The sequence below is a fragment of the Bradyrhizobium sp. JR3.5 genome, from assembly GCF_054057015.1.
Genome location: NZ_JBSRYV010000002.1, coordinates 2879044 through 2904120, shown reverse-complemented (window position 1 = coordinate 2904120; position 25077 = coordinate 2879044). Strand labels below are relative to the sequence as shown.

Genomic DNA, 25077 nt, shown 5'->3' with positions numbered 1-25077 from the left:
TGCGGCGCGGGCATGCCTTGCGAATGCAATCGGGCGGATGGGATTGATGAGCCTGATGTGAGCAAAGTCATTGAGCGACCAGAGTGAATGCGCTCAGTCATTAGTGTTACGCTGATTTTGGGACTACCGACGAGTTAGGAACATACCAAGCAAGAAGGCGACAGCAAGTGATTGAAGCGGAGCCGCCCGGGTCGCCTCACTCAAATTATGCAGCCACCGATCATGTTGCGGCAAATGTTGCAATGTGTCGTCTTCGGCCATCTGCCGGATCGCTTCTGAAGCCCGGTCTATTCGCTGCTCGGGCGTGGCGGTAGGTGCACCAGAGCTTTCGTCAGTCATGTGGCAACTCCTCGCATCAGCCACGTAACGCCCGATGAATATCGACTGTTCCTAGCTTTGCCGCCTATTCAGGCGATATCTGTTGAGTAGCCTCACAGGCTTCTTCGTTAGGGCCATTGGCGGGGCGACCAGTCCATCGTACAATCGCCTCACCTTTGGATTACTGGGCCATGGTGCAAGAGCGACCAGGTCGGATAGAACGTAGGCTGTCGGCGATATTGGCGGCCGACGTTGCTGGCTATTCGCGGCTCATGCACGACGACGAAGAGGCCACGCACGCCAAGCTGAGCAAACTTCTTGTCAGTGAAATTGGACCCGCTATTGCTGAGCACGGCGGCCGTGTCGTGAAGAACACCGGAGACGGGTTCTTGGCAGAATTTCCGAGCGCGGTAGAAGCGGTTCGAGCCGCATTGCGGTTTCAAGCCCGCGTACGCGAAATTACAGAGGTAGATTCTCAAGACCGGCGGATTGCTTTCCGAGTCGGCGTCAATATCGGCGACGTAATCGTTGAGGCTCATGACATCTTTGGAGACGGCGTCAATATAGCAGCCCGGCTTGAGAGCATCTCAGCGCCTGGCGGCATTTGTATCTCATCCTCTGCTTACGAGCAGGTCCGAGACAAAGTCAGCGTGACGTTCTCCGATCTCGGCGAGCAGAACCTCAAAAACATTGCCCGACCGATCCGCGCCTACGCAGCGGTTCTAGATGAACGCGCTGCGGAAGCGCGGGTTCACGAGACCAAGCCGAGCGGGGCCAAGCCGCCACGTCTTTCAATCGTTGTGCTGCCTTTTGCCAATCTCAACGGTGATCCGGAGCAGGACTATTTCGCAGACGGTGTAACCGAGAATTTAACCACCGATCTATCGCGCATTGGCGGCTCGTTCGTTATCGGCCGACACACCGCATTCACCTACAAGAACAGGGCGCTCGACCTTAGGATGATCGGTCGCGAGTTGAACGTTCGGTACGTCCTCGAAGGCTCCGTGCAGCGTAGCGGTGGCCGGGTGCGGGTAAACGTGCAACTAGTTGACGCTGAGACCGGCAATCATCTATGGGCCGACCGTTTCGACAAGTCAGTGGCCGATTTGTTCGACATGCAGGACGAGATCGTATCAAGGCTCGCGAACGCAATAGGCACACAACTCGTTGTGGCGGAGGCGCGGCGTGCCGAGCGCTCGCCGCATCCGGACGCAATGGATTTAATCTTTCGGGGCCGCGCTTGCTTTTACAAAGGGCCGACGCCTAAGCGTATGGCGCAGGCGCGCGACCTTTTCGAGCGTGCTCTAACGATTAACCAGCGAAGTGTGGGCGCGCTGCTGGGCTTGGCAAGTGTTGATCTAGCTGCGGGAGCCGCCCTCCTAACTGACGACCGGGCCACGCGCTTACAGGGCGCCGAAGCATCCGCGATCAAGGCGCTTGCCTTGGCGCCCGAATATGCGGAAGCGCATTTAGCGTTAGGTTTAGCTTATGTTCTAACAAGTCGTGCTCTTCTTGGTATTGCTGAATGCCAGCAAGCATTGCTGCTCAACCCTAATCTGGCTGACGCCCATACGGCCATAGGTCTGGGTAAGCTGTTTTGCGGGCAAGCTGGCGATACGGAGGGCCATATACTGGAAGCGCTTCGACTGTCACCGCGTGACTTGAGCGTGTATTGGTGGACCTATTGCGTCGGTAGAGCAAAAGTTCAACTCAGCGCGGATGCTGAAGCCGCAATCTGGCTTCGACGAAGCATCGAAAGCAATCGGAACTTTCCCCTCGCCCATTTTGTCTTGGCCGCCGCTTTCGCGTTGATGGATGTTAAAGCTGAGGCGCAGAGCGCCGCAAAAGCTGGCCTTGCAATCGACCCCAGCTTTACCGTCCGGCGCATGCTCGCGGGCTCATCGAGCGATGATCCCGCGTACATCGCGGGACGAGAAAGACTAGTCAAAGGTATGCGGCTGGCCGGTGTTCCTGAGGGCTAACGAGATATGAAAGGCCCCGCGATTTACGCACGGGGCCTTTCGAGATCATCAGGCGCAGGTACATCCGCCGAGCCCTCCGATCAAACTATCGCTGACTACACCACCCGATCATGAGCAAGCTGTGACAGCGACCCGGCGCTATTGTGCTCAAATTCCGCGCGAAACCAACTCGCCGCCAGCTCGCGCTTACGCCAGTCACCGCGACGCCGATGTTCCATCGCCAACGCCTTCCGCGCCTCCATATCACGGATAATCTGATCGATCTCCGCGCCATCCAACGTCCGCTTGATGCGCAAAACCACCGACAACGCGATCACAGCGTCGCCGTAAGGAAGTAGCAAATCGCGTGCAGCCACGTCGCAGTGCGCGATAAACGTAGAAATCGCTTCCTCACTGAAGCAAATCAGCATGGCGAGTTCACGCGCCTGCCGAAGGTCATCGACAGGCATCGCCGGCTCTTCGTCGAGCAGCATGCGCTCCGCCGCGCGACCGGCCATGAACTCAATGCACTTGGCGTAAACCTCGCCGAAGACATCTGCCACAGGCTGACGATCTTCACCTACCTGCGGCATAACCGAGCGAAGCGCATCCCGAACGTCGGCCGCATCACCACGGCCTTGCACGAACGCCTCAGCGTGACCAACACCCCAACACAGTCCTTCGGAGCCATGGGTCACGTCGGGGTTCACCGTCACGCCGCCCACGTCATGACCCAACAGACGCGCGCAGACAGCGTGCCCAGCTTCGTGAACCGCGATCCGCTCGTCATCCTCAAACGTACGGCCGAGCGACGCGAGCAAGCGATCGTAGTCGTCATTCTCCACATCGAGGCCGCCGCCGAGATCGCCAACCAACCCGACCTCGACAGCGGCCTCCCTCTTGGCGAGAAGGCTTGCTGGTCCCTCCTCAGCCGGAACTTTTTCAGACATGGCCGAGCACCTCCTTGTGCCGCGCGATCATGCGCGCGCGGATAGCAGCGACGGCACCCTCGTCCGGCTGCCGCGCAACGTGGGCGATCATCTTCGCCACGGCGACGGGGATACGGCCGCCGCGCGTCGCGATGTAGCCGTCGATACGCGTTTCTATGTGATGGGGCTCCCAGCCCGGAGGTGCGGCTTTGACCGTCACAGGCGCGGTACCTCAATCTGGATCGTGCGCGCGTCTGCGCTGCGGTCGATCACGGTGAAGACGGCATCGCGCAGCACCCGATCGGTCTCGACGGGTGCCGCGTTCTTCGGCTCCTCGACGGTGTCAAGATCGATGACATCAGCCGCCTGAGGACTGAAGTCCCCGCCGCGCACGCCACGGAGCTGCGCGCGGCGCGGATCGGTCACGTCGACCGCGATGCGTTGGTCCAGGGCACGGCGCGCCGTACCGATCGGCATGGTCGCATCTTCGTATTGGCCCGCGAACTTCCGTTGCCCGTGCTGGTCACGAAACCACGCAGAGCGCAGCATGAAAACAGCTTGCATTTCCGGCGTCGGGTCTGCCGACGCCGAGACCAGCGCGGTCGAAAGTTTCTGCGACGGCATCGCCTGCCGACCCTGCCGGATCGCGTCGGGCATCGTCCGAAGCTCAGCCAAAGCGAAGTTGGCCGCTATTTCGACCTGCCCCATGGTGTTCTGGACGAAACCCGCGATCTGGCTGGCCTCGAAATGCCAATGACTGATCGCCGACAAAGCGTCGGCGAGAACGCTCGACTGCTCAAGGAAGTTCGGCAACGCTGCCTCGATAGCAGCAACCTGCATTGCCAGCCTATCAGCCGCTACCGCGCGCTCGATGCGATCGTGTTCGGCAGCGAGATGGCGTTCCGCCTCGACCTTTTCCTGGGCCAGGACGGCGAGCGCGTCGTCCAACGCCGTAACGGAGGACGTTGTCATGTCCACGGCGCCGTGCAAGTTATCGAGCGCGCGCTGATCGTTGAGATCGCCCGACAACAGCGCTGCTTGGCGGGCCTTGGTAGCTTTGTCCAAAGCCTCCTGGGCTGCCGCGCGCATGGCGACGAGCTGTTCGCCGCGCTTCGTCAGCGAGGTGATGGTGGTTTCGAGCTTCTGCATCTGTGTTTTTCTGAATGGATTTCGCATTCAGGTAGTTTAGGCCGCAGGACCTTGCTTGTTTAGATCGGCGGTGTGGCGGGGGCCGCGTTCGATGCAGGTTCTTGTGGCAGGGACCGCATTTCGGGGCATTTGCCGAGCGCGGGGCGCCGCGAAACACGTCCGATTTCTACGGGTATCAGTAAGGTCCGGTCTACATCTCACAACAGACAGGTGAGTGGTTGGACGCAATGGGCGCGATGGGCCACAACCGGACATCAACAGGACAATGGCAAAGTCATGGTCGCTTGTCGGCGGTCATAGCCTGATGAACTTTTTCGCTTTGGGTTGATCCCGGCGCTTCAAACCCGATTCGCCGTCCCGGCCATAAAGCCAATAAACGACCCGGTGGAAAAAGAAGCACAAAGCATTACTAGACTGCCCGTCATGGAGAGAACAAGTTTGTCTTGAACAAGATGAAGTACCATCCACACCAGCAGCATGCAAATTAGCCCGCAGCCTGTCGGCAACATCGCACGCCGCCGAACTGCGAGCCGTCGGGCCGGGCCAAGCAGCTCAGAGTTCCGTGACAGACTCCAGGATCGGCGAAAAGACACCTCGAAACTCAGGGCAACCACGATCAAACAGGCAGTGAGGAAGTAACCAGACATTACCCTTGGTACCGACCATTTGAAGGGCACAGGCGAGACAATAGCGTGGATTGATTGCCTCAACCCTAAGGAGATAGCGAGCAAAGGCTGTATCGGAGCATTATTCCAAACTCGTCAGCGAAGTCCGCTCTGGGGTCGAGCGCGGAAGTAAGGAGTGGAAGCCAATTCGGTCGGCCTGTCACGCGAAACCGGACCACTGCCCCACGCGCGAACGTGAGCCTTCAGGTCAAAAGCTACCATCAGGACGCGGAAAGCCTCGCCCTTTCGGAGGTGCCTGTTCGATACAGGTCCTTGCCCGCGTGACGATTTCCTCTGGCGATAGCTCTTTGAGAAGTCGGTCACGTTCGCGACCAAAAATAGAAACCAGCTCCATGAGACGCTCGTTTTCGCCTTCAGGTACACGTGTGTCCAGCCTTCTGAAAGTCACCGATGCGTTCTGATGGTTGATCGTGGCATCATTCGCTTTCTTTCGTAACGCGTCGTCGGCTGGAACCTTGCCGGCTTCCATAAGCTTGTCCGCGAGAAAAATCGTCGTCGCACAGGTGAGATGGACGTCCTCCTGGGGAGAACAAGCCACTACGGATAAGCTCGCAGCGGCAAGTAGAGCTAAGACTGGGCTCTTGCAGAGAGGGTTCACGGTGAATCTCGGTTCTGACCGGGACAAAAGTGCCGACAACACACCCCACTTGTTGGTTGCATAACAGCACTCCGTCAACCGGCAACACCGTGAATGCTCCAATTTTCCATGAACAGAGAAAGTCTGCTAATGGGATGGTCCGGCCGTGCTCCTGCCCTGCCAGCAAGCGAAGCTGGCAAGGGGCGCCAAAGACAAGGAGCACGCCATGTCTGAGACACCCAATACCGCACTCGCCGTGATCGGCATCGATATCGGTAAGAACTCGTTCCACGTCGTGGGCCACGATGCGCGCGGCGCCATCGTGCTACGGCAAAAGTGGTCGCGTGGCCAAGTGGAAGCGCGGCTCGCCAACTTACCGCCCTGCCTGGTCGGCATGGAGGCCTGCGTCGGCGCACATCACCTGAGCCGCAAGCTCGCATCGCTTGGTCACGATGCCAGGTTGATGCCGGCCAAATATGTTCGCCCCTACAGCAAGGGACAGAAGAACGACTTCAACGATGCCGAAGCGATTGCCGAAGCCGTGCAGCGTCCGACGATGAAGTTCGTGGCGACCAAGACCGCGGAGCAACTCGATCTGCAGGCGCTGCATCGGGTGCGCGAGCGGCTGGTGTCGCAACGCACTGGCATCATCAACCAGATTCGCGCTTTTATGCTGGAACGCGGGATCGCCGTGCGCCAGGGTATCGGCTTCCTGCGCACGGAACTGCCCACCATCCTTGCGACGCGCACCGATGCCCTGTCGCCACGCATGTTGCGCGTCATCGAGGAGCTGGCAGGCGACTGGCGCCGGCTGGATCAGCGCATCGATGGCCTATCCGGCGAGATCGAAGCACTGGCCCGTCAAGATCAGGCATGTTCGCGCCTGATGACGGTGCCCGGCATCGGGCCGATCATCTCCAGCGCCATGGTGGCTGCGATCGGCACTGGAGACGTATTCTCCAAAGGCCGCGACTTCGGCGCCTGGCTCGGACTGGTGCCCAAGCAGATCTCGACCGGAGACCGCACCATCCTCGGCAAAATCTCCAGACGCGGCAATCGCTACCTGCGCGTTCTGTTCGTGCAGGCGGCATGGGTTGTGCTGGTCAGGATAAAGGACTGGGAACGTTACGGGCTCAAATCCTGGATCGAAGCCGCCAAAAGGCGGTTGCACCACAACGTTCTGGCGATCGCGCTCGCCAACAAGCTTGCCCGGATCGCCTGGGCGGTGCTGGCTAAGGGACGCGCCTTCGAGCTGACGAGGACCGACGAGACAAGCGTCCGACCCGCCTGATCCTCGCGCCGTGCTCGGCTCGGTCAAGGCGCAGCCTGGCGACGCCAGAGCCCGCCGCAAGTCAGGCGCGACGGCCGGCCTTGACCGCCCCTGCGCGCGACGCGATCGACGTTCTGCAAGGTCGGGACGAAGGAACGGCCCCTGGCTCGAACAAAGGAACTCAGCAATTTGAGGAGCAAGCGATGACGTAACCTATCAACAGCTTCCAGCCGAGGTCTGCGAGAGGATGAGACGAGATGGAGGTTCGGTCTTCCGAGCGCGTGCGAACACTGGTGACCCGAATGGCCCGATCGAGGCCTGTCCGCTAACGAGAACGTACGCGCGCTGATATCCATGATGGCCCGGAGCACCACACGCTCCGATCAGAGGCCGGATACATTGATGCAAGACCGCTCATCGCCAGCTCGACCAAATCTTCTTGCAACGCGCGGCCGGACCATACATTCGGGTCACACCCGGAACTCGGCGGACTTTCCGCCAAAGTGCGGTAGACCCCAGTAAGCAGACACCGCAGGTCACGCCCCATCGGCCTCGTGTCTCGTCACCACGTCCAGGCGCAGTCCCTGCGACCGCCGCGCCTGCGCCCGATATACCTTCAACTCTGTTTCGGCCTTGCGGCGTTCATGGAGGTCCCAGCGGGTCTCGATCTGGTGCAGCAACTCGAACGCATCGACGAGCCACAGATCGGCAACCCGGTATCCCAAGGGCCGATCCGTATCGGCAGTCGCGGCGCACCATCGTCGGATCGTCTCGGGGTCCACCCCCGCCACCCGTGCAGCCGCTGAGGCGATAAGTATTTTGCCGTCTCGGAATTGATCGATCCAATTGCACGGCTTCGGCCGATGGCGAACCATAGCAGCAGCCGCTTCGAGCAACGCCGCAAGTTGCTCGGGGTCGTCATCTCCCAAATCGGTCATGTCCTCTCCTCGTTCATCGCTCGGCATCTTCGAACAACAAGGCCCAGCACTGCTCTTGCGTCCAACCGCAGGGCCGCTCGAAGTTGCGCATCGCGATCCGGAAGTGTTCGTCGCATCGTAAAGAGGCCCGCAGTTCATCCTCACGGCGGGCGCGGGCATCAGCGCGCATAGCGGCGTCAAGCTCGACCAGCGCCGCCATCAACCGACACGCCTCACGGCGCCGAGCTTCGAGGTCCGGCAAGCCCTCAAGCGCCCTACAGCCGGTATCGAAGGCTTCAAAGAGAGCGTCCAGAGCAGTGGGCACAACGGCACCGCTGTTGCGCCCGAGATGTCGATCGACAGCGTCGATGATCGTCTTCAGGCGCCAACGGGGCTGCTTATTCTCGTGCCCGTCGGGCCGAACATGGCGCAACGCGCGGCGCACGGTTTGCCGGTCAAGTTCCAACGCGTCGGCGGCGCCGAACGCGGACATCAATTTCACCTCAAAACTCCCTGTCGTTGTTGTAGGTCTTGGAAAATGCTCGGACTGGTCATACCGGGGGCGCAAGCGCGACCCGCATCTACCGGAGGGCTGAGGAGGACCCCGTTGGGAACGGAATTGGTGGGCCGGGTAACGACCTGTCACCAATGTCCTTTGCGCGCGCGGCGCAAAGGGAGAGTGGACGAGAGAATAGAAGAGGTCGAATTTGTATTTATATCTCACGCATGCAAGGGACATTGGCGACAACTCGACGACCTCGTAGATGGTCGGCGAGCTACCGCCTGAATAGTTGTCGCCATTGTCCCTTGTGCGCGCGCGCACGTGACACGGTACGCTGCTTCGACCGTCCGGCCATGCGCAACTCCGGTCCACTCACGCTTCCCCTCCCTTACCAAGAGCATCCGCAATTGTCTTGCGGACTTCCGCCCGGGCGAGCGGCTTCTTCCTTCGCTCTCTCGGCAAACTTGTTGTGCACGGCCGGATTGACCAGCCAGTGCGTTGGAGCGCCGCGCAAACGCGAGGGGGTGCGCTCAAGCCAGCCAAATGCCTCCAACTGCTCGAACACCGACAGCCCGGCCTCCGGTGAGAGGCGGCGCATAATACGGTCGCCCCGCTTGAGGTCGCGATTGGTGATCTTGGTCAGGCGGTGAGACAGGATGTACCCCGCGACTGCTGTGATGCAATCGTGGTCGTTTGAAAATCCGAGTACAGTTGTGTAGAACGCCATGGCGTGCGGCAGCAGGAAGCCGTGCAGAAAGGCACCCACCCGCCGGGCCGTTGCCTCGCTGATCACGGCGGGAATATCGCCGAAGCCCATCATATTCTCGGTGCAGTGCCAGATGACGCACAGCCGCGCAAAGATGCCGTCGTACTTGCCGATGTGCGCAGCAAGTTTGCGGTGGACGAACTCAAGCGATTGCAAGTTCAAGTGCTTGAGTTCCAACTCCTGTCGATAAGCCTGCGCGCCGTCATCAAAGCGGAGTGTCGCGTTGCTGAGGCAGTGCAGATCGCGGATCAGAGCATTGTATTCAGCCACGACCGGAGACGCGGCTTCATCCCGGCCAGCCTTGGCAGGTGACACCATGATCGGCAACAGGCGCTGCAACAAACCGTCGTCCACGGCTTCGTCTGCAATCTGCCGGATGGGCTCCGGCTGGATGCCGCCAATGAGTGAGATTGACAGGTTGTCGATGTAGACCAATCCACGTCCGACCCGCTGCACCGAATATGTGCCGCCGTTAAACGCTTCCAGCCAGAACGAGCGATCCTTGGCGGAGCCGCGCCCTGCGGAATACTTGTCCATGGAACCGAACCAGCCAGACAATTCATCCTGATAGCAAAGCAGGCCGTCAGGGCTGTCCTTGGCGACATCTTGCGCAGCTTCAATCGTGGTATCCTGAAGAATACTGCGCACTTGCTTCGGCGGATTGGTCTTGAGCTTTTCCTCCTTCGGCAACCTGTCATAGACGGCGCGCTGGTCGGCATAGTCGCGCGCCTGATCGGCGTCGATCTTGCGCAGCGGGCGGGCTGCGGCGGTCATGATCGGGCTCTTCTTTGAGCTGGGCGGGCCGACGAGCGCTACCCACAGCCGAGCGGCTTCAAACCAACCGGTGTTGTGGCGCTTGACCTGAAGACGAACGCTGTCGGGAATGGCTCCCGCGCAAACGGCCAGCGCCGACACCGCGATAGCCGACATGTCGGCACCCATGTCCATTCCCTGGTCGTGCGCAAAGCGTTCGATGACATCCGGCAGCAACCCGCGCGGCAACGATGGCGGCTCGAACTTCCCCCACAGATCGATCGGATCAACGGCAATCTTCGAAGCTGCGCTGGTTCCGTCAGCGCTCTCGGCTTCATCGATATTGGGCTTCTGGAACTTCGCGCGCGTGTTGTCGATCAATTTCCGAATGTCAGGGTCATCAACGCCGCCGTCACTCACGAAGGCGCAAGCCACCTTGATTTGCGGATCGGACCACCCCTTGCCGACGGTGCTGCCAATGAACCTCAACATCGGCTCTCGCCATCCCTTGCCGGGAGTGGCGCGGCTCTGCCTGAGCAGAGCGAACAGCTCTTCTTCGGTCTTACCGCGCGTCACACCCTCCTGGTCAAAGTATCCAAACGGATCGGCCCGCTCGGTAGGTGCCTGGTCAACGATCTTCGCACCGACGACCTCGAACTCGGCAAGGTCTTCGCGAAGATCGAGGAAATCGCCGATGATCACATCGGCGCGATGTTCAAGGCCCGGCTTGTTCATCACCCAGCCGTAAAAGTAAGCCTGACTGAGCCTGAAGCTCTCGTCAGCCGCGATCTTCTCAGCGCCAAGCTTGGTCTTCAAAGCGCCATTGAGACGAGCAATCAGCGTGACCCGCATCGCAGGCGGAAGCGGTTGCGAGGTCGGAGCCAGAATACGCCAGCGCGGTGAGGCACGGGTATGCGACGGCGAGGTGTACGCAAGCGCGGAGATGCCCATTTCGCTGATAGCCTTCAGGGCGTCGTCGAAAGCGACGCGCTCGTCGTCGTAGTCCAACTCGATGCCGGTGATCTCCGTGACATTGGCGTCATGCCGCAAGCTGTCATTCACGCTACGCTGATTGCCGAACTTCGCGAGCTTCAGCCAGGGCAACTGGTCCTTCTCACGTCGGGCGGCGTCCAAGACGCGCTCGCGCAATTCGGCCAAGGTCAGATTGTCGGTGGTGAGGGTCTTCGCGGCGTGATCCTTGAAGAAAGTGACGTGGACCTTGGCGCGCGGGGAAGCAGGATTGAAATCGGTCATGCCTGCGCCTCCCCCGCAAACGCGATGTTTGCGAGCGTGCGAGCCGTCGCTGGCGCGAGCGCATAGCGCTGGCGCAGCTTGCGAGCCTGCAACTCAATGATCGGCGGAGGGGAACACGCCGGGATGATTTCGGCATCAGCTTGCGCGCGCGGAAGCGCGCTGGTATCAGTGGTCTGCATTTTTCAATTCCATACGAAGAGATAGGGGAAGGCGGCTGGCAGGCCGCCTTTTCTGCGACTACGCGGCGCTATCGGCCGCCTGCGCCGCATCCTCGCGCGCACGGCGCCAAGCCGTGGCAGCCTCACGCGAGATCAGCACGCGCGTGCCGACATTAAACGTCGCGGGCATCAAACCCTGCGGCTTCAGCTTGTAGAAGAGTTGCGGGCTGATGCGATGACGAGCGCAGAATTCGTCGACGCTATAAGCGTCGGCATCAATCGACGCGTTGGGTTTGGTCGGCTTGCGGCTGGTAGCTTCGAGGCGAGCCATTCTCTGTTCTCCGAGTTTATACGAATACGTCGGAGCAGTAAGAAGCGTTCGCGGCATTCTGAAAAGGTAGCTGCCCTCGATGCCGTTGGTTAAGTCAGTTCTTATCCAACGGCAGCGACGTTTTTCAACGAACCCGAGAAGAAAATGTGAATATCAACCTTGTCCGCATCGACGGGACGTTGAAGGCCAATCACGACGCCAGCCGCGCAACCGCCATATGGTCTTGAAGATCAGGCGACAATTGCAGGTCGAGCAATGTCGCGCGCGTCAATGCTTCGCTCGGATCGCCGATGATATGATGCGAGTAGTTCTTCTCGATCATCGCGACGGACGTGTCATGGTGCGCAGCGACGACGCGCGTCGGCACGCCTTTCAGCAGTTGCCGAACAATCGACGAGTGCCGCAACGCGTACGGCGTGACTTCAGCGCCCAGACCGAGCTTCCTGGCGACAGGATGAAATCGACCCGACAGCTTCGGAATGCGGTCGAGCAATCGATCATGCAGAGCTTTGCCCTTCGCTTGCTGCCGCAACAGCTTTGCCAATCGCGGCGATATCGCCAGCGGACGATATTCAACCTTGCGGCTCTTGCCTTTGCGGCTGCTTGGCATCATGAGCCTGGGTGCGGCGGGATCGCGGTCTTGCAAATCAGCGACGCGCAGCCTGACTATTTGGCTCTCGCGTGCGCCCGTCTCAGCAAGCGCATCGATCAAGATGCCGTAGTCATGACCGATTTCGTAGGAGCCGCGTACCAGGGAAATCACGGTTTGATCCGGAAGGATCACGTTTCGTGCGACCTCGCTGTCGGGCAGTTTCTTCAAACCATTCTTCCATGCAGCCGCGTTGCCAATGCGCTTGTCATTGCGCGCGGCGAGCGCCAGCGCCGCCTTGAGAGAACGAGCGATGCGGTCGGCGCTGGAACGCTTCAAGCCATCCTTGACAAGACCGGCGCGCCAGTCACGCAATTCTCGTTCCGTAAGCAACGCAACGGTCTTGCTGGCTAATGAGCCAAGGTGACGGCGGACGCCTGTCGCGTTGAACTTGCTGCCGTCGCGCGCTTCGAGATCGGCTTCATAGTTATCAACGGCTTGTGCGACGCTGATCGGCTGCTCGCTATTGCCTTCGCCAGCGCGCGCCAACTTCTTGGCATGTTCCAGTGCCTGCCAATACGTCATCACGCTGTTACCGTTCGCGTCCTCGTGATCATCGGCGAGCGCAAACCGTTTGAGCCAGCCGCTGCACTTCACGGACCAGGTGCCAGGGCCAGCGTTGCGGCGATACGCGAGGAAGATGCTGGGCGCGATCAGTGCCGTGTACGGCTTCTTGCGCGCCGCGAGTTTCAGACGGTTGGTGCGGTTTTCGAGCGATACAGAACGGGTACGGCGTACCATGACTGTCCCTGGTGTCCCTCAAAGTGTCCCCACTATGGGGGTAGGCGGGCATGGTGCCGATTGTAGCCGAATAGACGTAACGTCAGCAATTACAATGAATTAGTAGATGCGTGTGGATCGCAGTGGACTGTTATAGACTGCGAACTCTCCCCTTGTGGGAGAGGCCGGATTGCATCGGAAGACGCAATCCGGGTGAGGGGTCGCGGTCCATCCACCCAGTTTGTCGTGTGGAGGGATACCCCTCACCCCAACCCTCTCCCACAAGGGGAGAGGGAGCCTGACAATGGTGCGTCCCTAACTGGAGGCCACTCTCATGACATCGCTCAAAGGCAAGACGCTGTTCATCTCGGGTGCGAGCCGCGGCATCGGGCTTGCGATCGCGCTGCGCGCCGCGCGTGACGGCGCCAATGTCGCGATCGCGGCGAAGACCGCCGAGCCGCATCCGAAGCTGAAGGGCACGATCTACACCGCCGCCGACGAGGTCCGCACCGCCGGCGGCAAGGCGCTGCCGGTGATCTGCGACATCAGGGACGAGGCGCAGGTGATGGCGGCGATCGAGCAGACCGTCGCCGAATTCGGCGGCATCGACGTCTGCGTCAACAATGCCAGCGCCATCAGCCTGACCAATTCGCAGGCAACCGACATGAAGCGCTACGATCTGATGATGGGGATCAACACCCGCGGCACCTTCATGGTGTCGAAATACTGCATCCCGCATTTGAAGAAGGCGGAGAATCCGCACATCCTGATGCTGTCGCCACCGCTCGACATGAAGACCAAGTGGTTCGAGCATTCGACCGCTTATACGATGGCGAAGTTCGGCATGAGCATGTGCGTGCTCGGACTGGCCGGTGAGCAAAAATCCGCCGGCATTGCGGTCAACGCATTGTGGCCGCGCACCACGATCGCAACCGCCGCGGTCGGCAATCTGCTCGGCGGCGATGCCATGATGCGCGCCAGCCGCACGCCGGAGATCATGGGCGATGCGGCCTATGCGATCGTCACGCGGCCATCGCGCGAGTTCACCGGCAATTTCTGCATCGACGACAAGGTGCTCTACGCCAACGGCGTGCGCGACTTCGAGCGCTATCGCGTCGATCCCTCGGTGCCGTTGATGTCGGATTTCTTCGTGCCCGACGACGACGTGCCGCCGCCCGGCGTCACCGTGCAGCCGTTGCCGTCGGCGGGCGGCGCGCAGACGTCGCGTTAATCTAGACGGCCGACGCGTTGAGCTGCGCGCGCCAATGCTGCACGCGCTCCTTGAGCAGCGTATCGCGGACATAGACAAGCTCCTCGTCCTCGATCCGCTCCAGCGTTTCGAGCGAGAGATTGTCCGCGCCATGCGCCGACCAGGCGCGCTGCAGCTCGGCATTGCCATGGCTGCCCATCCGCAGCGTGAACCAGATGCGGTTCTGGATTTTCTCCAGATCGAGCGCCTGCCCGACCCAGACCTCCCCGGTCGCGCGGCAGCGGATCGCGAACACGCCGGCCACAGCAGCGCGCTTCTTGTAGTCGGCAATGGCCAGCTTGCGGTCTTCGGTCTTCCTGGCGGCTCCTGTCGTATCGGCACACCAATTATATCCGGGTATTATTGACAAGGCAATTACACCCGGATAAAACATCGCATCGAACGCGAATAGGACGAGCTGACATGGACACCACCTGCCATCTGGAGCCGACGTGGAATGCCGGGCGCGACTTTGCCCAGCGCGAGATCACCGGCGAGCTGGTGATGCTCAACCTGCTGCGCTTCCGCGACATCGCCGACTATTCGCAAAGCCCGGAGCTGGCCCCGCCGCACCCGGTCACGGGTGCGGAAGCCTACGACCGCTATGTCGCGCACACGCTGCCGCATCTGCGGAAGAGCGGCGGCGACATCCTGTTCATGGGTGAAGGCGGCTCGTTCCTGATCGGGCCCGAGGGCGAGCGCTGGGATCGCGCGATGCTGATCCGGCAGAAGAGCCGCGGCGCGTTCCTCGCCTTCGCGGTGGCGGAAGCCTACCTCGCCGGCATCGGACACCGCACGGCGGCGCTGGCCGATTCACGGCTGCTGCCGCTGGTCGAGTTGCCGCGATGACCGAGATGCTAGCGGCCAACCTCGTACGGCCCGCCCTTCTCGAGCGCCCGCGCGTAGGCCGGGCGCGCGTGGATGCGCTCCAGGAAGGCGACACATTTCGGGTGGCCGTCCGCGAGCCCGCCGCGCGCGGCGGCCGCCTCCAGCGGAAAGCTCATCTGGATGTCGGCGCCGGAGAATTCGTTGCCGGCGAACCACTCGCTCTTGCCGAGCTCGCCTTCCCAATAGGCCATGTGCTGCTTGAGCTGCGGATTGACCAGCGTGGACAGCGCCTGGTTCGACACCTTGCGCACCAGCGGCCGCAGCAGCGCCGGCGCGCGCTTCGGCATCAGCGTGAACAGCAGCTTCAAGAGCAGCGGTGTCATCGCCGAGCCTTCGGCATAGTGCAGCCAATAGGTGTAGCGCAGCCGCTCCGGCGTATCGGCCTGCGGGATCAGGCGGCCGTTGCCGTAGGTCGCGATGATGTATTCGAGGATCGCGCCGGATTCCGCGATCGTGTTGCCATTGTCGGTGACGACAGGCGACTTGCCGAGCGGATGGATCGCGCGCAGCTCCTTCGGCGCCCGCATGTCGGGCTGCCGCTGGTAGCGCACGATCTCGTAGGGCACGCCCAATTCCTCGAGCAGCCACAGCACGCGCTGCGAGCGGGAATTGTTGAGATGATGAACCGTCAGCATGGGCGTCCTCTGAAATATCGGCGCAATCGGGCGGCGTTTGGTGCCAGCCGGGAACAGGAACGTCGAGATCCACGCGCCGTGCTTGCGGGAAATCACACGGGCAATACGTCGCGCAATCGGAGAGGTCTACCATGAATCCTGCCTATGTCGCCTTCGAAGGCGAGCATCGCATCGGGGCCGGTGACCTCGCGGAGGTCGCCCGTGCCGCCAAGCAGCTGCTCGACCGGCGCAAGGATGCCGCGGTCCTGGTGTTCAACGGCCGCACCTCGGCGCTGGTTGATATCGATTTCCGCGGCACGGTCGACGACGTGCTGGCGCGGCTGCCGAAGCTCGCGCCTCCGCGCGACGAGGAACCGGCAACGCCGGCCGCGCCGCGCGGTCCGGGACGGCCGAAGCTTGGCGTCGTCGCGCGCGAGATCACGCTCTTGCCGCGTCATTGGGACTGGCTCGCCCAGCAGAAGGGCGGCGCATCGGTTGCGATCCGCAAATTGATCGACGAGGCGCGGCGCGCGAGCGGCGACAAGGACCGCACGCGCAGCGCCCAGGATGCCGCCTATCGCTTCATGACAACGATGGCCGGCAACCGGCCAAACTACGAGGACGCGATCCGCGCCCTGTTCGCGCATGACCGGCGGCGCTTTGCGACGCTGATCGCGGACTGGCCCGCCGATATCCGCGACCACACGATCCGGCTCGCCTATAGCGATCAAGCGGACTGACGCGCTTTCGCGCGAAAGAAGTGGCGGTCGCGGATCGGTGGTTCGTCTTTCAGAGCAGAACCGCACAGCCGCCCCGCCGCCGTCCTGACGGTCTCGATTTTTGGAAGTTGAACGTGCCCAAGCCTCCCTCCCTACGCAAAGCCTTCCTGTCGTTCCTGGCGCCGATGCTGCTGAGCAATGTGCTGCAGTCGCTGTTCGGCACCATCAATGGCATCTATCTCGGCCAGATGATCGGAGTCGACGCGCTCGCCGCTGCGTCGGTGTTCTTTCCGGTGATGTTCTTCTTCATCTCCTTCGTGATCGGCCTGAGCGCGGGCGCCTCGGTCATGATCGGCCAGGCCTGGGGCGCCGGCGAGCCCGACCGCGTCAAGGCCGTTGCCGGCACGACCATGACCGTGACGCTGCTGCTGGCGCTCGCGATCGCGATATCGGGCGGCCTGTTCGCCCGCCCGCTCTTGATCGCGCTCGCCACGCCGGCAGACGTCCTCGACGCCGCGGTGTCCTATGCGCGGATCATGATGATCACGATGCCGGTGACCTTCGCATTCCTGCTGCTCGCCGCGATGATGCGCGGCGTCGGCGACACCGTGACGCCGCTGGTGGCGCTGACGGTCTCGACCGTCGTCGGCCTCGTGGTGACGCCCGCATTGATCCGCGGCTGGCTCGGCCTGCCGATGCTGGGCGTCGCCAGTGCCGCCGTCGCTTCCGCGGTCTCGGGCGTCGTCACGCTGCTCTGGCTGCATATCCACATGCTGCGGCGCAAGCATCCGCTGGCCTTCGACGCCGCGTTCCTGCGCCCGCGATGCGGCCGAACGGCGCCCTGCTGCGCATCGTGCTGCGGCTCGGCATTCCGACCGCGATCGGCATGGTGGTGGTCTCGCTCGCCGAACTGGTGCTGCTCGGCCTCGTCAACGGATTCGGCTCGGAGGCCACCGCCGCCTATGGCGCGGTCAACCAGGTGATCGGCTATGTGCAGTTTCCGGCGATCTCGATCGCCATATCCGTGTCGATCTTCGGCGCACAGGCGATCGGCCGCGGCGATTCCAACCGGGTCGGCGCCATCGTCCGGACCGGGATCGAGATGAACCTCGCACTGACCGGCGGACTGGTGGTGCTCGGCTATCTCTTTGCGCGGCCGCTGATGGGCTTCTTCATCGTCGACGGCGCCGTGCTCGCGCTCGCGCAGCAGCTTCTGTACATCGTGCTGTGGAGCATGGTGCTGTTCGGCATGGCGACCGTGTTCTCCGGCGCGATGCGTGCCGGCGGCACGGTGTGGATGCCGCTGTTCATCTCGATCCTGGCCATGGCGCTGGTCGAGGTGCCGGTCGCGATCCTGCTCAGCCGGGCGGTCGGCATCAGCGGCATCTGGATCGCCTATCCCGCCACCTTCGCAACCATGTTCGTGCTGCAGATGGCCTATTACGCCCTGGTATGGCGCAAGCAGACCATCAAGCGGCTGATTTGACATCGCGGACTGCTGCTCACATGATGAGTATCATATTCTACTGATGGCGCCTGCGGCAGCTGGCCCATGCTCGAGAAAAGCCAAACAAGCCCAAACCAGACAGGCCGAGGGACCGCCGTGAGCCAGAATCCGCAATTCCTGTTCGATTTCGGCAGCCCCAACGCCTTCCTCAGCCACGAGGCGATCCCGGCCATCGAGCAACGCACCGGCGTCAAGTTCGAATATGTCCCGATCCTGCTCGGCGGCATCTTCAAGGCCACTAACAACAAGTCGCCGGCCGAGACGCTGGCGGGCGTCAAGAACAAGCCCGAGTTCATGAAGATCGAGACCGAGCGCTTCCTCAAGCGCTTCAACGTCAGGCCCTACACTTGGAACCCGTTCTTCCCGGTCAATACGCTGAACCTGATGCGCGCGGCGGTCGCCGCCCAGTTCGAGGGCGTGTTCGAGACATACATCGAGGCGGCTTTCCACCACATGTGGGTCGAGCCGAAGAAAATGGATGACCCCGAAGTGGCCGGCAAAGCCATCGCCGCCTCCGGCCTCGACGCCGCCAAACTGTTCGCCCGCGCCCAGGACGCCGACGTGAAGGCCAAGCTGATCGCGAACACCCAGGCCGCCGTGGAGCGCGGCGCATTCGGCTCGCCGACCTTCTTCGTCGGCAACGAGATCTTCTTCGGCAAGGAGCAGCTGCGCGAAGTCGAGGAACTGGTGTCGGGAAAGTGAGATGAGTAGTTGGCCAATAGCGGGTAGCGAATAGTCGAACAGCATTCCTATCTAGTCGCCATTACCCATTCGCACTTCGCTCGCTTCCTGGGCAACAACAAAGAAGGACAAATTCCCATGCGTGTTCTCGTGGTCGGCGCCGGTGCGATCGGCGGTTATTTCGGCGGCCGGATGCTTCAGGCCGGCCGCGACGTGACTTTTCTCGTCCGGCCCCGTCGCGCCTCCGAGCTCGCCTCCGCCGGGCTCGTGATCAAGAGCCCGAACGGCGATGTCACCTTGAACAATCCGCCGACCGTGCAGGCCGATAAACTGTCGGACAAATTCGACGTCGTGCTCTTGAGCTGCAAGGCGTTCGATCTCGAGGATGCGATCAAGTCGTTTGCGCCTGGTGTCGGCGACAAGACGGCAATCATCCCGCTGCTTAACGGCATGCTGCATCTCGATGCGCTCGACAAGAAATTCGGCGCTCAGCATGTGCTCGGCGGTCTCTGCGCGATCGCGGCGACGCTGAACGAGAAGCGCGAAGTGGTGCAGCTGCAGCCGATGCAGTCGCTCGGCTTCGGCGAACGCGCCGGCGGCCTGTCGGACCGGGTGCGCGCGATCGCCGAGACCTTCTCCGCGATCAACGGTGCGGCCGCCAGCGAGCACGTGATGCAGGACATGTGGGAGAAGTGGGTGTTCCTGGCGTCGCTCGCCGCTTCCACCAGCCTGATGCGGACCTCGGTCGGCAACATCCTGGCCGCGCCCGGCGGCCAGGATTTCCTGCTCGGCATCCTCGACGAATGCAGCGCGATCGCGGCCGATGCCGGCCACGCACCGGGCGGCCCGTTCTTCCAGCGCACCCGCGGGCTCTTGACCACCGAAGGCTCGCCGATGACCGCATCGATGTTCCGCGACATCAAGGCGGGGCTGCCGGTCGAAGCCGATCACGTGATCGGCGACCTGATCGTCCGCGCCGATGCCGCCAAGATCCCCGTGCCGAAGCTGCGCACGGCCTACACGCATCTCAAGGCGTATGAGAAGCAGCGAAGCGCTTAACGCACAACCGGTGTCGTCCCTGCGAAAGCAGGGACGACAACCATTTTGCGGCTACAGATGCGACAGATAATGCGCGAGCGCGGTGATCTCCTCGTCGCTCAGCGGATACGCCACATCGGCCATCGCCGCCTGCGCCCCGCCGGAGCGTACGCCCGATTTGTAGTCATGCAGCGCCTTGACGAGATATTCCTCGCGCTGGCCGGCGATGCGCGCGACCGCCTTGGTACCGACAAAGGTATCAGTGTGGCATGAGGCGCAGCGGCGGCCGGCCGCGGCCTGCTTGCCCTTTTCGGACAAGTCCGGATTGTCGTCCTTGCCGCCCTTGAACGGCGTCAGCGACGCGAAATAGGCGCCGAGATTGCGGATGTCGTCATTGGTGAGCTGCTCGACGATCGGCTGCATCTGCTCGTTCTTGCGCGCACCGGCGCGGAAGAACACCAGCTGCCATTGAATGAACTGGTCGAGCTGGCCGGCGAGCGAGGGAATGTTCTCGGTCTGCGAGATGCCGTTGTCGCCATGACACCCGGCGCAGATTTCGGCCTTCGCCTTGCCGGCGGCGACGTCGGCGGCCTGGGCAAGGGAAGTCATCGCGATCGCTGACGCGAACAGCATTCCGAATGACAAAAGGCGCATTGCCAGTTTTCTCCGCGTGTCATTGCCGGGCTCGACCCGGCAATCCATCTGGCTTGAAGAAGGGTTTCTTGGTTTGGATGGATGCCCGGATCAAGTCCGGGCATGACGAGGTGGTTCCGCGGCCGATCACAACAGAGGCTGCGGCCGCCTCGTGGCCACCGCAGCCTCTTGGCCTTCAACCGTTACTTCTTGCTGTAGCTGATGCGATAGATCGCACCGGCCCAGTCGTCGGCAACGAGGATGGAGCCATCCTTGTCGAGCAGGATGTCGGCGGGACGGCCGAGATAGCCCTGGTCACCCTCGATCCAGCCGGAAGCGAAGATCTCCTGCTTGGCATTCTTGCCGTCGGGGCTCGCGGTGATCTTCACGATGCGGCCGCCCTGGTACTTGTGCCGGTTCCAGGAGCCGTGCTCGGCGATCAGGATGCTGTTCTTGTACTCGGCCGGGAATTGGCTGCCGGTATAGAACTTCATGCCGAGCGGAGCCACGTGGGCGCCGAGATTGTAGACCGGCGGGGTGAACTCCGAGCACTTGTGACCCATCGCGAATTTGGTGTCCGGCAGGTTGCCCTGGTGGCAATACGGATAGCCGAAGTGCTCGCCGATCTTCGAGATCATGTTGAGCTTGTCGCTCGGCAGATCGTCGCTGATCCAGTCGCGGGCGTTTTCGGTGAACCAGTACTTGCCGGTGCGCGGATCGACGTCGCCGCCGACCGAGTTGCGCACGCCGAGCGCCCAGATCTCCGCATTGCCGGTCTTGGGATCGACGCGGCGGATCTGCGACACCGAGGTCGGCGGGATGCCGATGTTGAAGGGAGGTCCGAACGGAATGTAGAACCAGCCGTCCTTGTCGACGGCGATGTATTTCCAGCCATGCGCCGCATACGACGGCATGTCGTCATACACCACCTTGCCGCTGCCGAGATTGTCGAGATTGGCTTCGGCATTGTCGTACTTGATCAGCTTGTCGACCGCGATGACGTAGAGCGCGCCGTCGCGGAACGTGAGGCCGGTCGGCATGTTGAGGCCCTTCAGGATGGTCTTGACCTCCTTCTTGCCGTTGTTGTCCTTGATCGCATAGACATTGCCGAGGCCGAACGAGCCGACGAACAGCGTGCCCTTGTCGCCCCAGGCCATCTGCCGCGCCGCGAGCACGTTCGAGGCATAGACCTCGATCTTGAAGCCCGGCGGCAGCTTGATCTTCTTCATCATCGTGGCGAGTTCGGCGTCGGAAGCGCCGGTCGGCGGACCGGACGGCGGGGCAAGGCCCTTCTGCGCTTCGGTCTCGTCGCCGAGGAACCAGTCATCCGGCGGATGGGTCCAGAATTCCTTGGTACCGGATTCGTACTTCTTCAGCGCCCGGTTCTTGTCGGTTTGTTGCTGCGCATTGGCGAAGGTTGTCCCCGCCAGCAGCGAAATCGCCGCGAACGCAAGTATTGGATCGATTGAAAGCCGATTTCATCGCGTCACTCCCCTACGCAAGCCGTTGCAGCTTGCCTGTTATTGATTTTGAACGCCTTGAGAGATGATGGTGGCGGTCTGTGAGGTAGGTCAGACGGCAAAATGGTAGCACATCCATCGACGCTGAAAAGCGCATGCTCGGGTGTGCGCTGCGTCAAAACAAGTTGAGACGAAATTTGAGACGAAATTTTCCTGCGCTGACTGCCTGATAACAAGGCATTCTGCACCGCAGCGTGATATTCGAACGAAGCTAACGCTCGCGATCGCGTCTATCGTGACGAGAGGCGCGAAAGACCGAGCGCCTGCGCCTCGGCTTTCGACAGCGGCTTGAACAACACGCTGCGTTTCTGCCCGCTGGAGATTGCTGCGATCTTGAAGCCGTCATCGGCGGCAACGATGTCGCCGGTCCGCAGCATCATGTCGTCCTCGATCGCAATCGGTGACAGTCCGGTGGACGCGCCGGAATCGGAATGCATTTGCGAGTGCCTTGTCGGTCTCGCCCGCTTCGGTTCCGGCGCTGTCGATGTCGGAGCCGGAATACAGCTTCACCTCGGCGGCGGGGCAGACCGCCTCGTAGGTCCCAACATCCGCCGCCGCACTCACGCGCGGCAGGGGGAAGAGGCGGCCATCGCGGGCCGCGGCATCTTGACCGCGAGATCACGGCGCTGCCTGAACTGCAAAACCGTCCGAACAGCAAAAAAGCCCGCACCAATGGGCGGGCCTTCATCAGACTGTCAGCTCGGTCAGCGAGATATTTTGGAGCGGGCGAAGGGGCTCGAACCCTCGACCCCGACCTTGGCAAGGTCGTGCTCTACCACTGAGCTACACCCGCATCCGAAATGGCGGCGATCGCTCGCCGGCAACGGCAGACCTATGCCAAATGCTGTCTGTGAATGCAACACAAGAGCGCGGTCCGAACTTCACGAAATCGCACGGTTTCCTTAAAAATTGACCCCGAATCGGCCGAAATCGGTCGTCGCGGCGATTTCTTTTTATGTTTCGGCCGGAACCAGCCTCAGAGCCATCTCATCCCGGAGCGATTCGAGCCAGGTCTCGAACCAGCCGGTCAGCTTCTGCACCAGCTCGACGCGGCGGTCCGCGTCGCAATCGAACACCGCCCACCATTCGATAAAGGCCCGGTCGCCGTCGACCACCGGGGTCACCCGCAGGGTCGCGCTGAAGTCCGTCATCGGAAGGGTCGGCGGACCGGCAAATTCGTAGGTCTGGAAGCGCTCGACGTCGGACTGTGCGAGCAGCCGCTGCCGGATCCGCCGTTCCCGGTACAGGACGTTGCGCACGGCGCCGATGGTGTCGCCGGACTTGCCGTCCTCGATCTCGCTGGTGCCCGAGCCGTGGACCCAGACCGGGTAATTGTTGAAATCGCGGATGATTTTCCAGACCTCGCCGGCCGGCTGCTCGAACACGGTGCTGTAATAGGCCTTTGCCATGGGCGATCCCCTGTTGCCATGAAGGAGCGCCATCGTCGGCCGTTCCGGACCTCAAACCCACCCGATCTCCGATGGAACAGGCCGGGCGGCGAGCGATTGAATTTTGCCGGCCAACCGCCATCTACGGAGCATGCTCCGGGATCATGCTCTAGGCTGACAGAACGGCTGAACACGCCGTCCGGAGCGTGCTAGAACGCCCCCGTATTTTTCCGACCTCAGAAGACCAAGGCGAGGACAACGTGACGATAATGGAGCAGGGCGGCCCCACGCCCGAGGCAGCGCCCGATCTGATCAAGGAGACGACGACCCAGACCTTCGTCAAGGACGTCATCGAGGAATCGCGCCGCCAGCCGGTCATGATCGACTTCTGGGCGCCGTGGTGCGGTCCGTGCCGCCAACTCACCCCGATGCTGGAGAAGGCGGTTCGCAACGCCAAGGGCCGGGTCAAGCTGGTCAAGATGAACATCGACGAGCATCCGCAGATCCCCGGCCAGATGGGCATCCAGTCGATCCCGGCCGTGATCGCCTTCGTGGGCGGCCAGCCCGCCGATGGCTTCATGGGCGCGGTGCCGGAGAGCCAGATCAACGCCTTCATCGAGAAGATCACCAAGGGCGTGCCCGCCGCCGGCGAGCCCAATCTTGCGGAGATCCTGGCCGAGGCCGACGCCGTGCTTGCCGAGGGCGACGTCGAGGGTGCGGCGCAGATCTATGCCGAGGTGCTGGCGCACGACGCCACCAACATCGCGGCGCTGGCCGGCCTCGCCAAGTGCTACGTCACGTCGGGCGCGGTCGAACAGGCCAAGCAGACGCTCGCGATGGTGCCGGAATCCAAGCGCAATGATGCCGCGGTGAAGGCGGTGCAGGCGGCGATCGATCTTGCCGAACAGGCCCAGTCGGTCGGCCCGATCGCGGAGCTGGAACAGAAAGTCGCGGCAAACCCGCTCGACCATCAGGCCCGATTCGATCTCGCGACCGCGCTCAATGCCATGAACAAGCGCGCTGAAGCGACCGAGCAGCTGCTCGCGATCGTCAAGCGTGACCGCAAGTGGAACGACGACGGCGCGCGCAAGCAGCTGGTGCAGTTCTTCGAGGCGTGGGGCGGCACCGATGAGGCAACCGTCGAGGGGCGCAGGCGGTTGTCGACGATTCTATTCTCGTAACGCACGCCCCGTCACAGCAGCGGACCGCAGATGCCGATCAATGCCGAATATCGCGGGCCCGGCGAGCTCCCCGAGGTGATCCCGGTGTTCCCGCTGCCGGGCGCGTTGCTGTTGCCGCGCGGCCAGATGCCGCTCAACATCTTCGAGCCGCGTTATCTCGCGATGATCGACGACGCGCTGCGCGACGGTCACCGCCTGATCGGCATGATCCAGCCCGACGTGGCGCATTCGCAGAAGGAGGCGAAGCCGGCGCTGTTCCGCGTCGGCTGCGTCGGCCGCATCACCCAGCTCGCCGAATCCGGCGACGGCCGCTACATCCTCGAACTGACCGGCGTCGCGCGCTTCAAGGTGGTGGAGGAGCTGACCGTGCAGACGCCGTACCGGCAGTGCAAGGTCGACTTCTTCGCCTTCGCCGGCGACTTCACCGCGCGCAAGGGCGAGGACGCCGTCGATCGCAAGGCGCTGCTCGAGGTGCTGGCCGATTTCCTGGAAGCCAACAACCTGAAGGTCGACTGGGAAGGCATCGAATCCGCGCCGAACGAGGCGCTGGTCAATGCGCTGGCGATGATGTCGCCCTATGGTCCGGCCGAGAAGCAGGCGATGCTCGAGGCGCCCGACCTGAAGACCCGCGCCGAGATCCTGATCGCGGTCACCGAGATGGACCTCGCCAAGAAGCGCACCTCGGGCGATCCTCCGGTGCAATGAGGCGCGGCCAGGCA

26 protein-coding genes, 1 tRNA gene and 2 pseudogenes are annotated in these 25077 nt (G+C 62.1%); 10 read left to right on the top strand and 19 right to left on the bottom strand.

Going from position 1 to position 25077, the window contains the following annotated elements; translation table 11 throughout:
- Positions 1–123 precede the first annotated feature (123 nt).
- Positions 124–339: a hypothetical protein gene (locus ACVWW1_RS30845; protein ID WP_456658475.1), complete on the bottom strand. Its 216-nt coding sequence runs from the start codon at positions 337–339 to the stop codon at positions 124–126.
- Between the two features lie 170 nt (positions 340–509).
- On the opposite strand from ACVWW1_RS30845, the gene ACVWW1_RS30840 reads away from it, so the two are divergent.
- Positions 510–2300 (top strand): adenylate/guanylate cyclase domain-containing protein, encoded by a 1791-nt coding sequence (locus tag ACVWW1_RS30840; RefSeq protein WP_456660714.1) that lies wholly within the window; start codon positions 510–512, stop codon positions 2298–2300.
- Positions 2301–2395: 95 nt separating this feature from the next.
- On the opposite strand, the gene ACVWW1_RS30835 is transcribed toward ACVWW1_RS30840, so the two are convergent.
- The 4 genes from ACVWW1_RS30835 to ACVWW1_RS30820 all read right to left on the bottom strand — a co-directional run bounded on the left by ACVWW1_RS30835 (position 2396) and on the right by ACVWW1_RS30820 (position 5512).
- The gene (locus ACVWW1_RS30835) at positions 2396–3229 is read right to left on the bottom strand and encodes a hypothetical protein (protein ID WP_456658474.1); all 834 of its coding nucleotides are present in this window, start codon (positions 3227–3229) and stop codon (positions 2396–2398) included.
- The gene (locus tag ACVWW1_RS30830) at positions 3222–3428 is read right to left on the bottom strand and encodes a hypothetical protein (protein ID WP_456658473.1); all 207 of its coding nucleotides are present in this window, start codon (positions 3426–3428) and stop codon (positions 3222–3224) included. The genes ACVWW1_RS30835 and ACVWW1_RS30830 overlap by 8 nt, the downstream gene beginning before the upstream one ends.
- Positions 3425–4357, bottom strand: coding sequence for a hypothetical protein (locus ACVWW1_RS30825; RefSeq protein ID WP_456658472.1), 933 nt, complete (start codon positions 4355–4357; stop codon positions 3425–3427). Before ACVWW1_RS30825 ends, ACVWW1_RS30830 begins: the two co-directional genes overlap by 4 nt.
- Positions 4358–5230: 873 nt before the next feature.
- On the bottom strand, positions 5231–5512 hold the full coding sequence (locus ACVWW1_RS30820) for a hypothetical protein (RefSeq protein WP_456658471.1): 282 nt from the start codon (positions 5510–5512) through the stop codon (positions 5231–5233).
- Between the two features lie 334 nt (positions 5513–5846).
- On the opposite strand from ACVWW1_RS30820, the gene ACVWW1_RS30815 reads away from it, so the two are divergent.
- Complete coding sequence (locus ACVWW1_RS30815) at positions 5847–6911, top strand: IS110 family RNA-guided transposase (RefSeq protein ID WP_456655926.1); 1065 nt, start codon at positions 5847–5849, stop codon at positions 6909–6911.
- A 515-nt stretch (positions 6912–7426) separates the two neighbouring features.
- Here the strand turns inward: ACVWW1_RS30815 and ACVWW1_RS30810 are convergent.
- The 6 genes from ACVWW1_RS30810 to ACVWW1_RS30785 all read right to left on the bottom strand — a co-directional run bounded on the left by ACVWW1_RS30810 (position 7427) and on the right by ACVWW1_RS30785 (position 12961).
- A complete protein-coding gene (locus ACVWW1_RS30810) occupies positions 7427–7828 on the bottom strand; it encodes a hypothetical protein (protein ID WP_456658470.1) in 402 nt (133 codons plus the stop codon).
- 13 nt (positions 7829–7841) lie between these two features.
- Positions 7842–8309 carry a hypothetical protein gene (locus ACVWW1_RS30805; RefSeq protein ID WP_456658469.1) on the bottom strand — a complete coding sequence of 156 codons (468 nt, stop codon included), beginning with the start codon at positions 8307–8309 and terminating at the stop codon, positions 7842–7844.
- 388 nt (positions 8310–8697) lie between these two features.
- Positions 8698–11082, bottom strand: coding sequence for a DUF3987 domain-containing protein (locus ACVWW1_RS30800; RefSeq protein ID WP_456658468.1), 2385 nt, complete (start codon positions 11080–11082; stop codon positions 8698–8700).
- Entirely contained in the window at positions 11079–11261 is a 183-nt protein-coding gene (locus tag ACVWW1_RS30795; RefSeq protein WP_456658467.1) for a hypothetical protein, read from the bottom strand. Before ACVWW1_RS30795 ends, ACVWW1_RS30800 begins: the two co-directional genes overlap by 4 nt.
- Before the next feature lie 58 nt (positions 11262–11319).
- Positions 11320–11571: a hypothetical protein gene (locus tag ACVWW1_RS30790; RefSeq protein WP_456658466.1), complete on the bottom strand. Its 252-nt coding sequence runs from the start codon at positions 11569–11571 to the stop codon at positions 11320–11322.
- A 190-nt stretch (positions 11572–11761) separates the two neighbouring features.
- Positions 11762–12961, bottom strand: coding sequence for a tyrosine-type recombinase/integrase (locus tag ACVWW1_RS30785; protein WP_456658465.1), 1200 nt, complete (start codon positions 12959–12961; stop codon positions 11762–11764).
- 313 nt (positions 12962–13274) lie between these two features.
- Here ACVWW1_RS30785 and ACVWW1_RS30780 point away from each other — a divergent pair, with 313 nt between their 5' ends.
- The gene (locus ACVWW1_RS30780; RefSeq protein WP_456658464.1) at positions 13275–14171 is read left to right on the top strand and encodes an SDR family oxidoreductase; all 897 of its coding nucleotides are present in this window, start codon (positions 13275–13277) and stop codon (positions 14169–14171) included.
- Between the two features lies 1 nt (position 14172).
- Here ACVWW1_RS30780 and ACVWW1_RS30775 read toward each other — a convergent pair whose 3' ends face one another.
- Positions 14173–14553, bottom strand: coding sequence for a GIY-YIG nuclease family protein (locus ACVWW1_RS30775; RefSeq protein ID WP_456660713.1), 381 nt, complete (start codon positions 14551–14553; stop codon positions 14173–14175).
- 59 nt (positions 14554–14612) lie between these two features.
- Here ACVWW1_RS30775 and ACVWW1_RS30770 point away from each other — a divergent pair, with 59 nt between their 5' ends.
- The gene (locus tag ACVWW1_RS30770) at positions 14613–15038 is read left to right on the top strand and encodes a DUF1330 domain-containing protein (RefSeq protein WP_224924756.1); all 426 of its coding nucleotides are present in this window, start codon (positions 14613–14615) and stop codon (positions 15036–15038) included.
- 8 nt (positions 15039–15046) lie between these two features.
- Here the strand turns inward: ACVWW1_RS30770 and ACVWW1_RS30765 are convergent, their stop codons facing one another.
- Complete coding sequence (locus ACVWW1_RS30765; protein WP_176534481.1) at positions 15047–15712, bottom strand: glutathione S-transferase family protein; 666 nt, start codon at positions 15710–15712, stop codon at positions 15047–15049.
- A gap of 131 nt (positions 15713–15843) precedes the next feature.
- On the opposite strand from ACVWW1_RS30765, the gene ACVWW1_RS30760 reads away from it, so the two are divergent.
- The 4 genes and pseudogenes from ACVWW1_RS30760 (at position 15844) to panE (ending at position 19657) form a co-directional block, all read left to right on the top strand.
- Positions 15844–16431 carry a DUF2239 family protein gene (locus ACVWW1_RS30760; protein ID WP_456658463.1) on the top strand — a complete coding sequence of 196 codons (588 nt, stop codon included), beginning with the start codon at positions 15844–15846 and terminating at the stop codon, positions 16429–16431.
- Positions 16432–16538: 107 nt separating this feature from the next.
- Positions 16539–17896 (top strand): annotated as a pseudogene (locus ACVWW1_RS30755) (MATE family efflux transporter).
- Positions 17897–18013: 117 nt separating this feature from the next.
- The gene (locus ACVWW1_RS30750; protein WP_456658462.1) at positions 18014–18619 is read left to right on the top strand and encodes a DsbA family protein; all 606 of its coding nucleotides are present in this window, start codon (positions 18014–18016) and stop codon (positions 18617–18619) included.
- A gap of 117 nt (positions 18620–18736) precedes the next feature.
- Positions 18737–19657 carry a 2-dehydropantoate 2-reductase gene (gene panE / locus ACVWW1_RS30745; RefSeq protein ID WP_456658461.1) on the top strand — a complete coding sequence of 307 codons (921 nt, stop codon included), beginning with the start codon at positions 18737–18739 and terminating at the stop codon, positions 19655–19657.
- 51 nt (positions 19658–19708) lie between these two features.
- On the opposite strand, the gene ACVWW1_RS30740 is transcribed toward panE, so the two are convergent.
- The 6 genes and pseudogenes from ACVWW1_RS30740 to ACVWW1_RS30715 all read right to left on the bottom strand — a co-directional run bounded on the left by ACVWW1_RS30740 (position 19709) and on the right by ACVWW1_RS30715 (position 23198).
- The gene (locus ACVWW1_RS30740) at positions 19709–20290 is read right to left on the bottom strand and encodes a c-type cytochrome (RefSeq protein WP_456658460.1); all 582 of its coding nucleotides are present in this window, start codon (positions 20288–20290) and stop codon (positions 19709–19711) included.
- A 182-nt stretch (positions 20291–20472) separates the two neighbouring features.
- Positions 20473–21751 (bottom strand): annotated as a pseudogene (locus ACVWW1_RS30735) (PQQ-dependent sugar dehydrogenase).
- A gap of 268 nt (positions 21752–22019) precedes the next feature.
- Positions 22020–22226 (bottom strand): hypothetical protein, encoded by a 207-nt coding sequence (locus ACVWW1_RS30730; RefSeq protein WP_456660852.1) that lies wholly within the window; start codon positions 22224–22226, stop codon positions 22020–22022.
- Positions 22132–22353 (bottom strand): DUF2865 domain-containing protein, encoded by a 222-nt coding sequence (locus ACVWW1_RS30725; RefSeq protein ID WP_456658459.1) that lies wholly within the window; start codon positions 22351–22353, stop codon positions 22132–22134. The genes ACVWW1_RS30730 and ACVWW1_RS30725 overlap by 95 nt, the downstream gene beginning before the upstream one ends.
- 154 nt (positions 22354–22507) lie before the next feature.
- Positions 22508–22582, bottom strand: a tRNA-Gly gene (locus tag ACVWW1_RS30720).
- Between the two features lie 160 nt (positions 22583–22742).
- The gene (locus tag ACVWW1_RS30715; protein WP_456658458.1) at positions 22743–23198 is read right to left on the bottom strand and encodes an SRPBCC family protein; all 456 of its coding nucleotides are present in this window, start codon (positions 23196–23198) and stop codon (positions 22743–22745) included.
- A 239-nt stretch (positions 23199–23437) separates the two neighbouring features.
- Between ACVWW1_RS30715 and trxA the strand changes: the two genes are divergently transcribed.
- A complete protein-coding gene (gene trxA / locus ACVWW1_RS30710) occupies positions 23438–24358 on the top strand; it encodes a thioredoxin (protein ID WP_173639885.1) in 921 nt (306 codons plus the stop codon).
- A 30-nt stretch (positions 24359–24388) separates the two neighbouring features.
- The gene (locus ACVWW1_RS30705; RefSeq protein WP_456658457.1) at positions 24389–25063 is read left to right on the top strand and encodes an LON peptidase substrate-binding domain-containing protein; all 675 of its coding nucleotides are present in this window, start codon (positions 24389–24391) and stop codon (positions 25061–25063) included.
- The last annotated feature ends 14 nt before the right edge of the window (positions 25064–25077 follow it).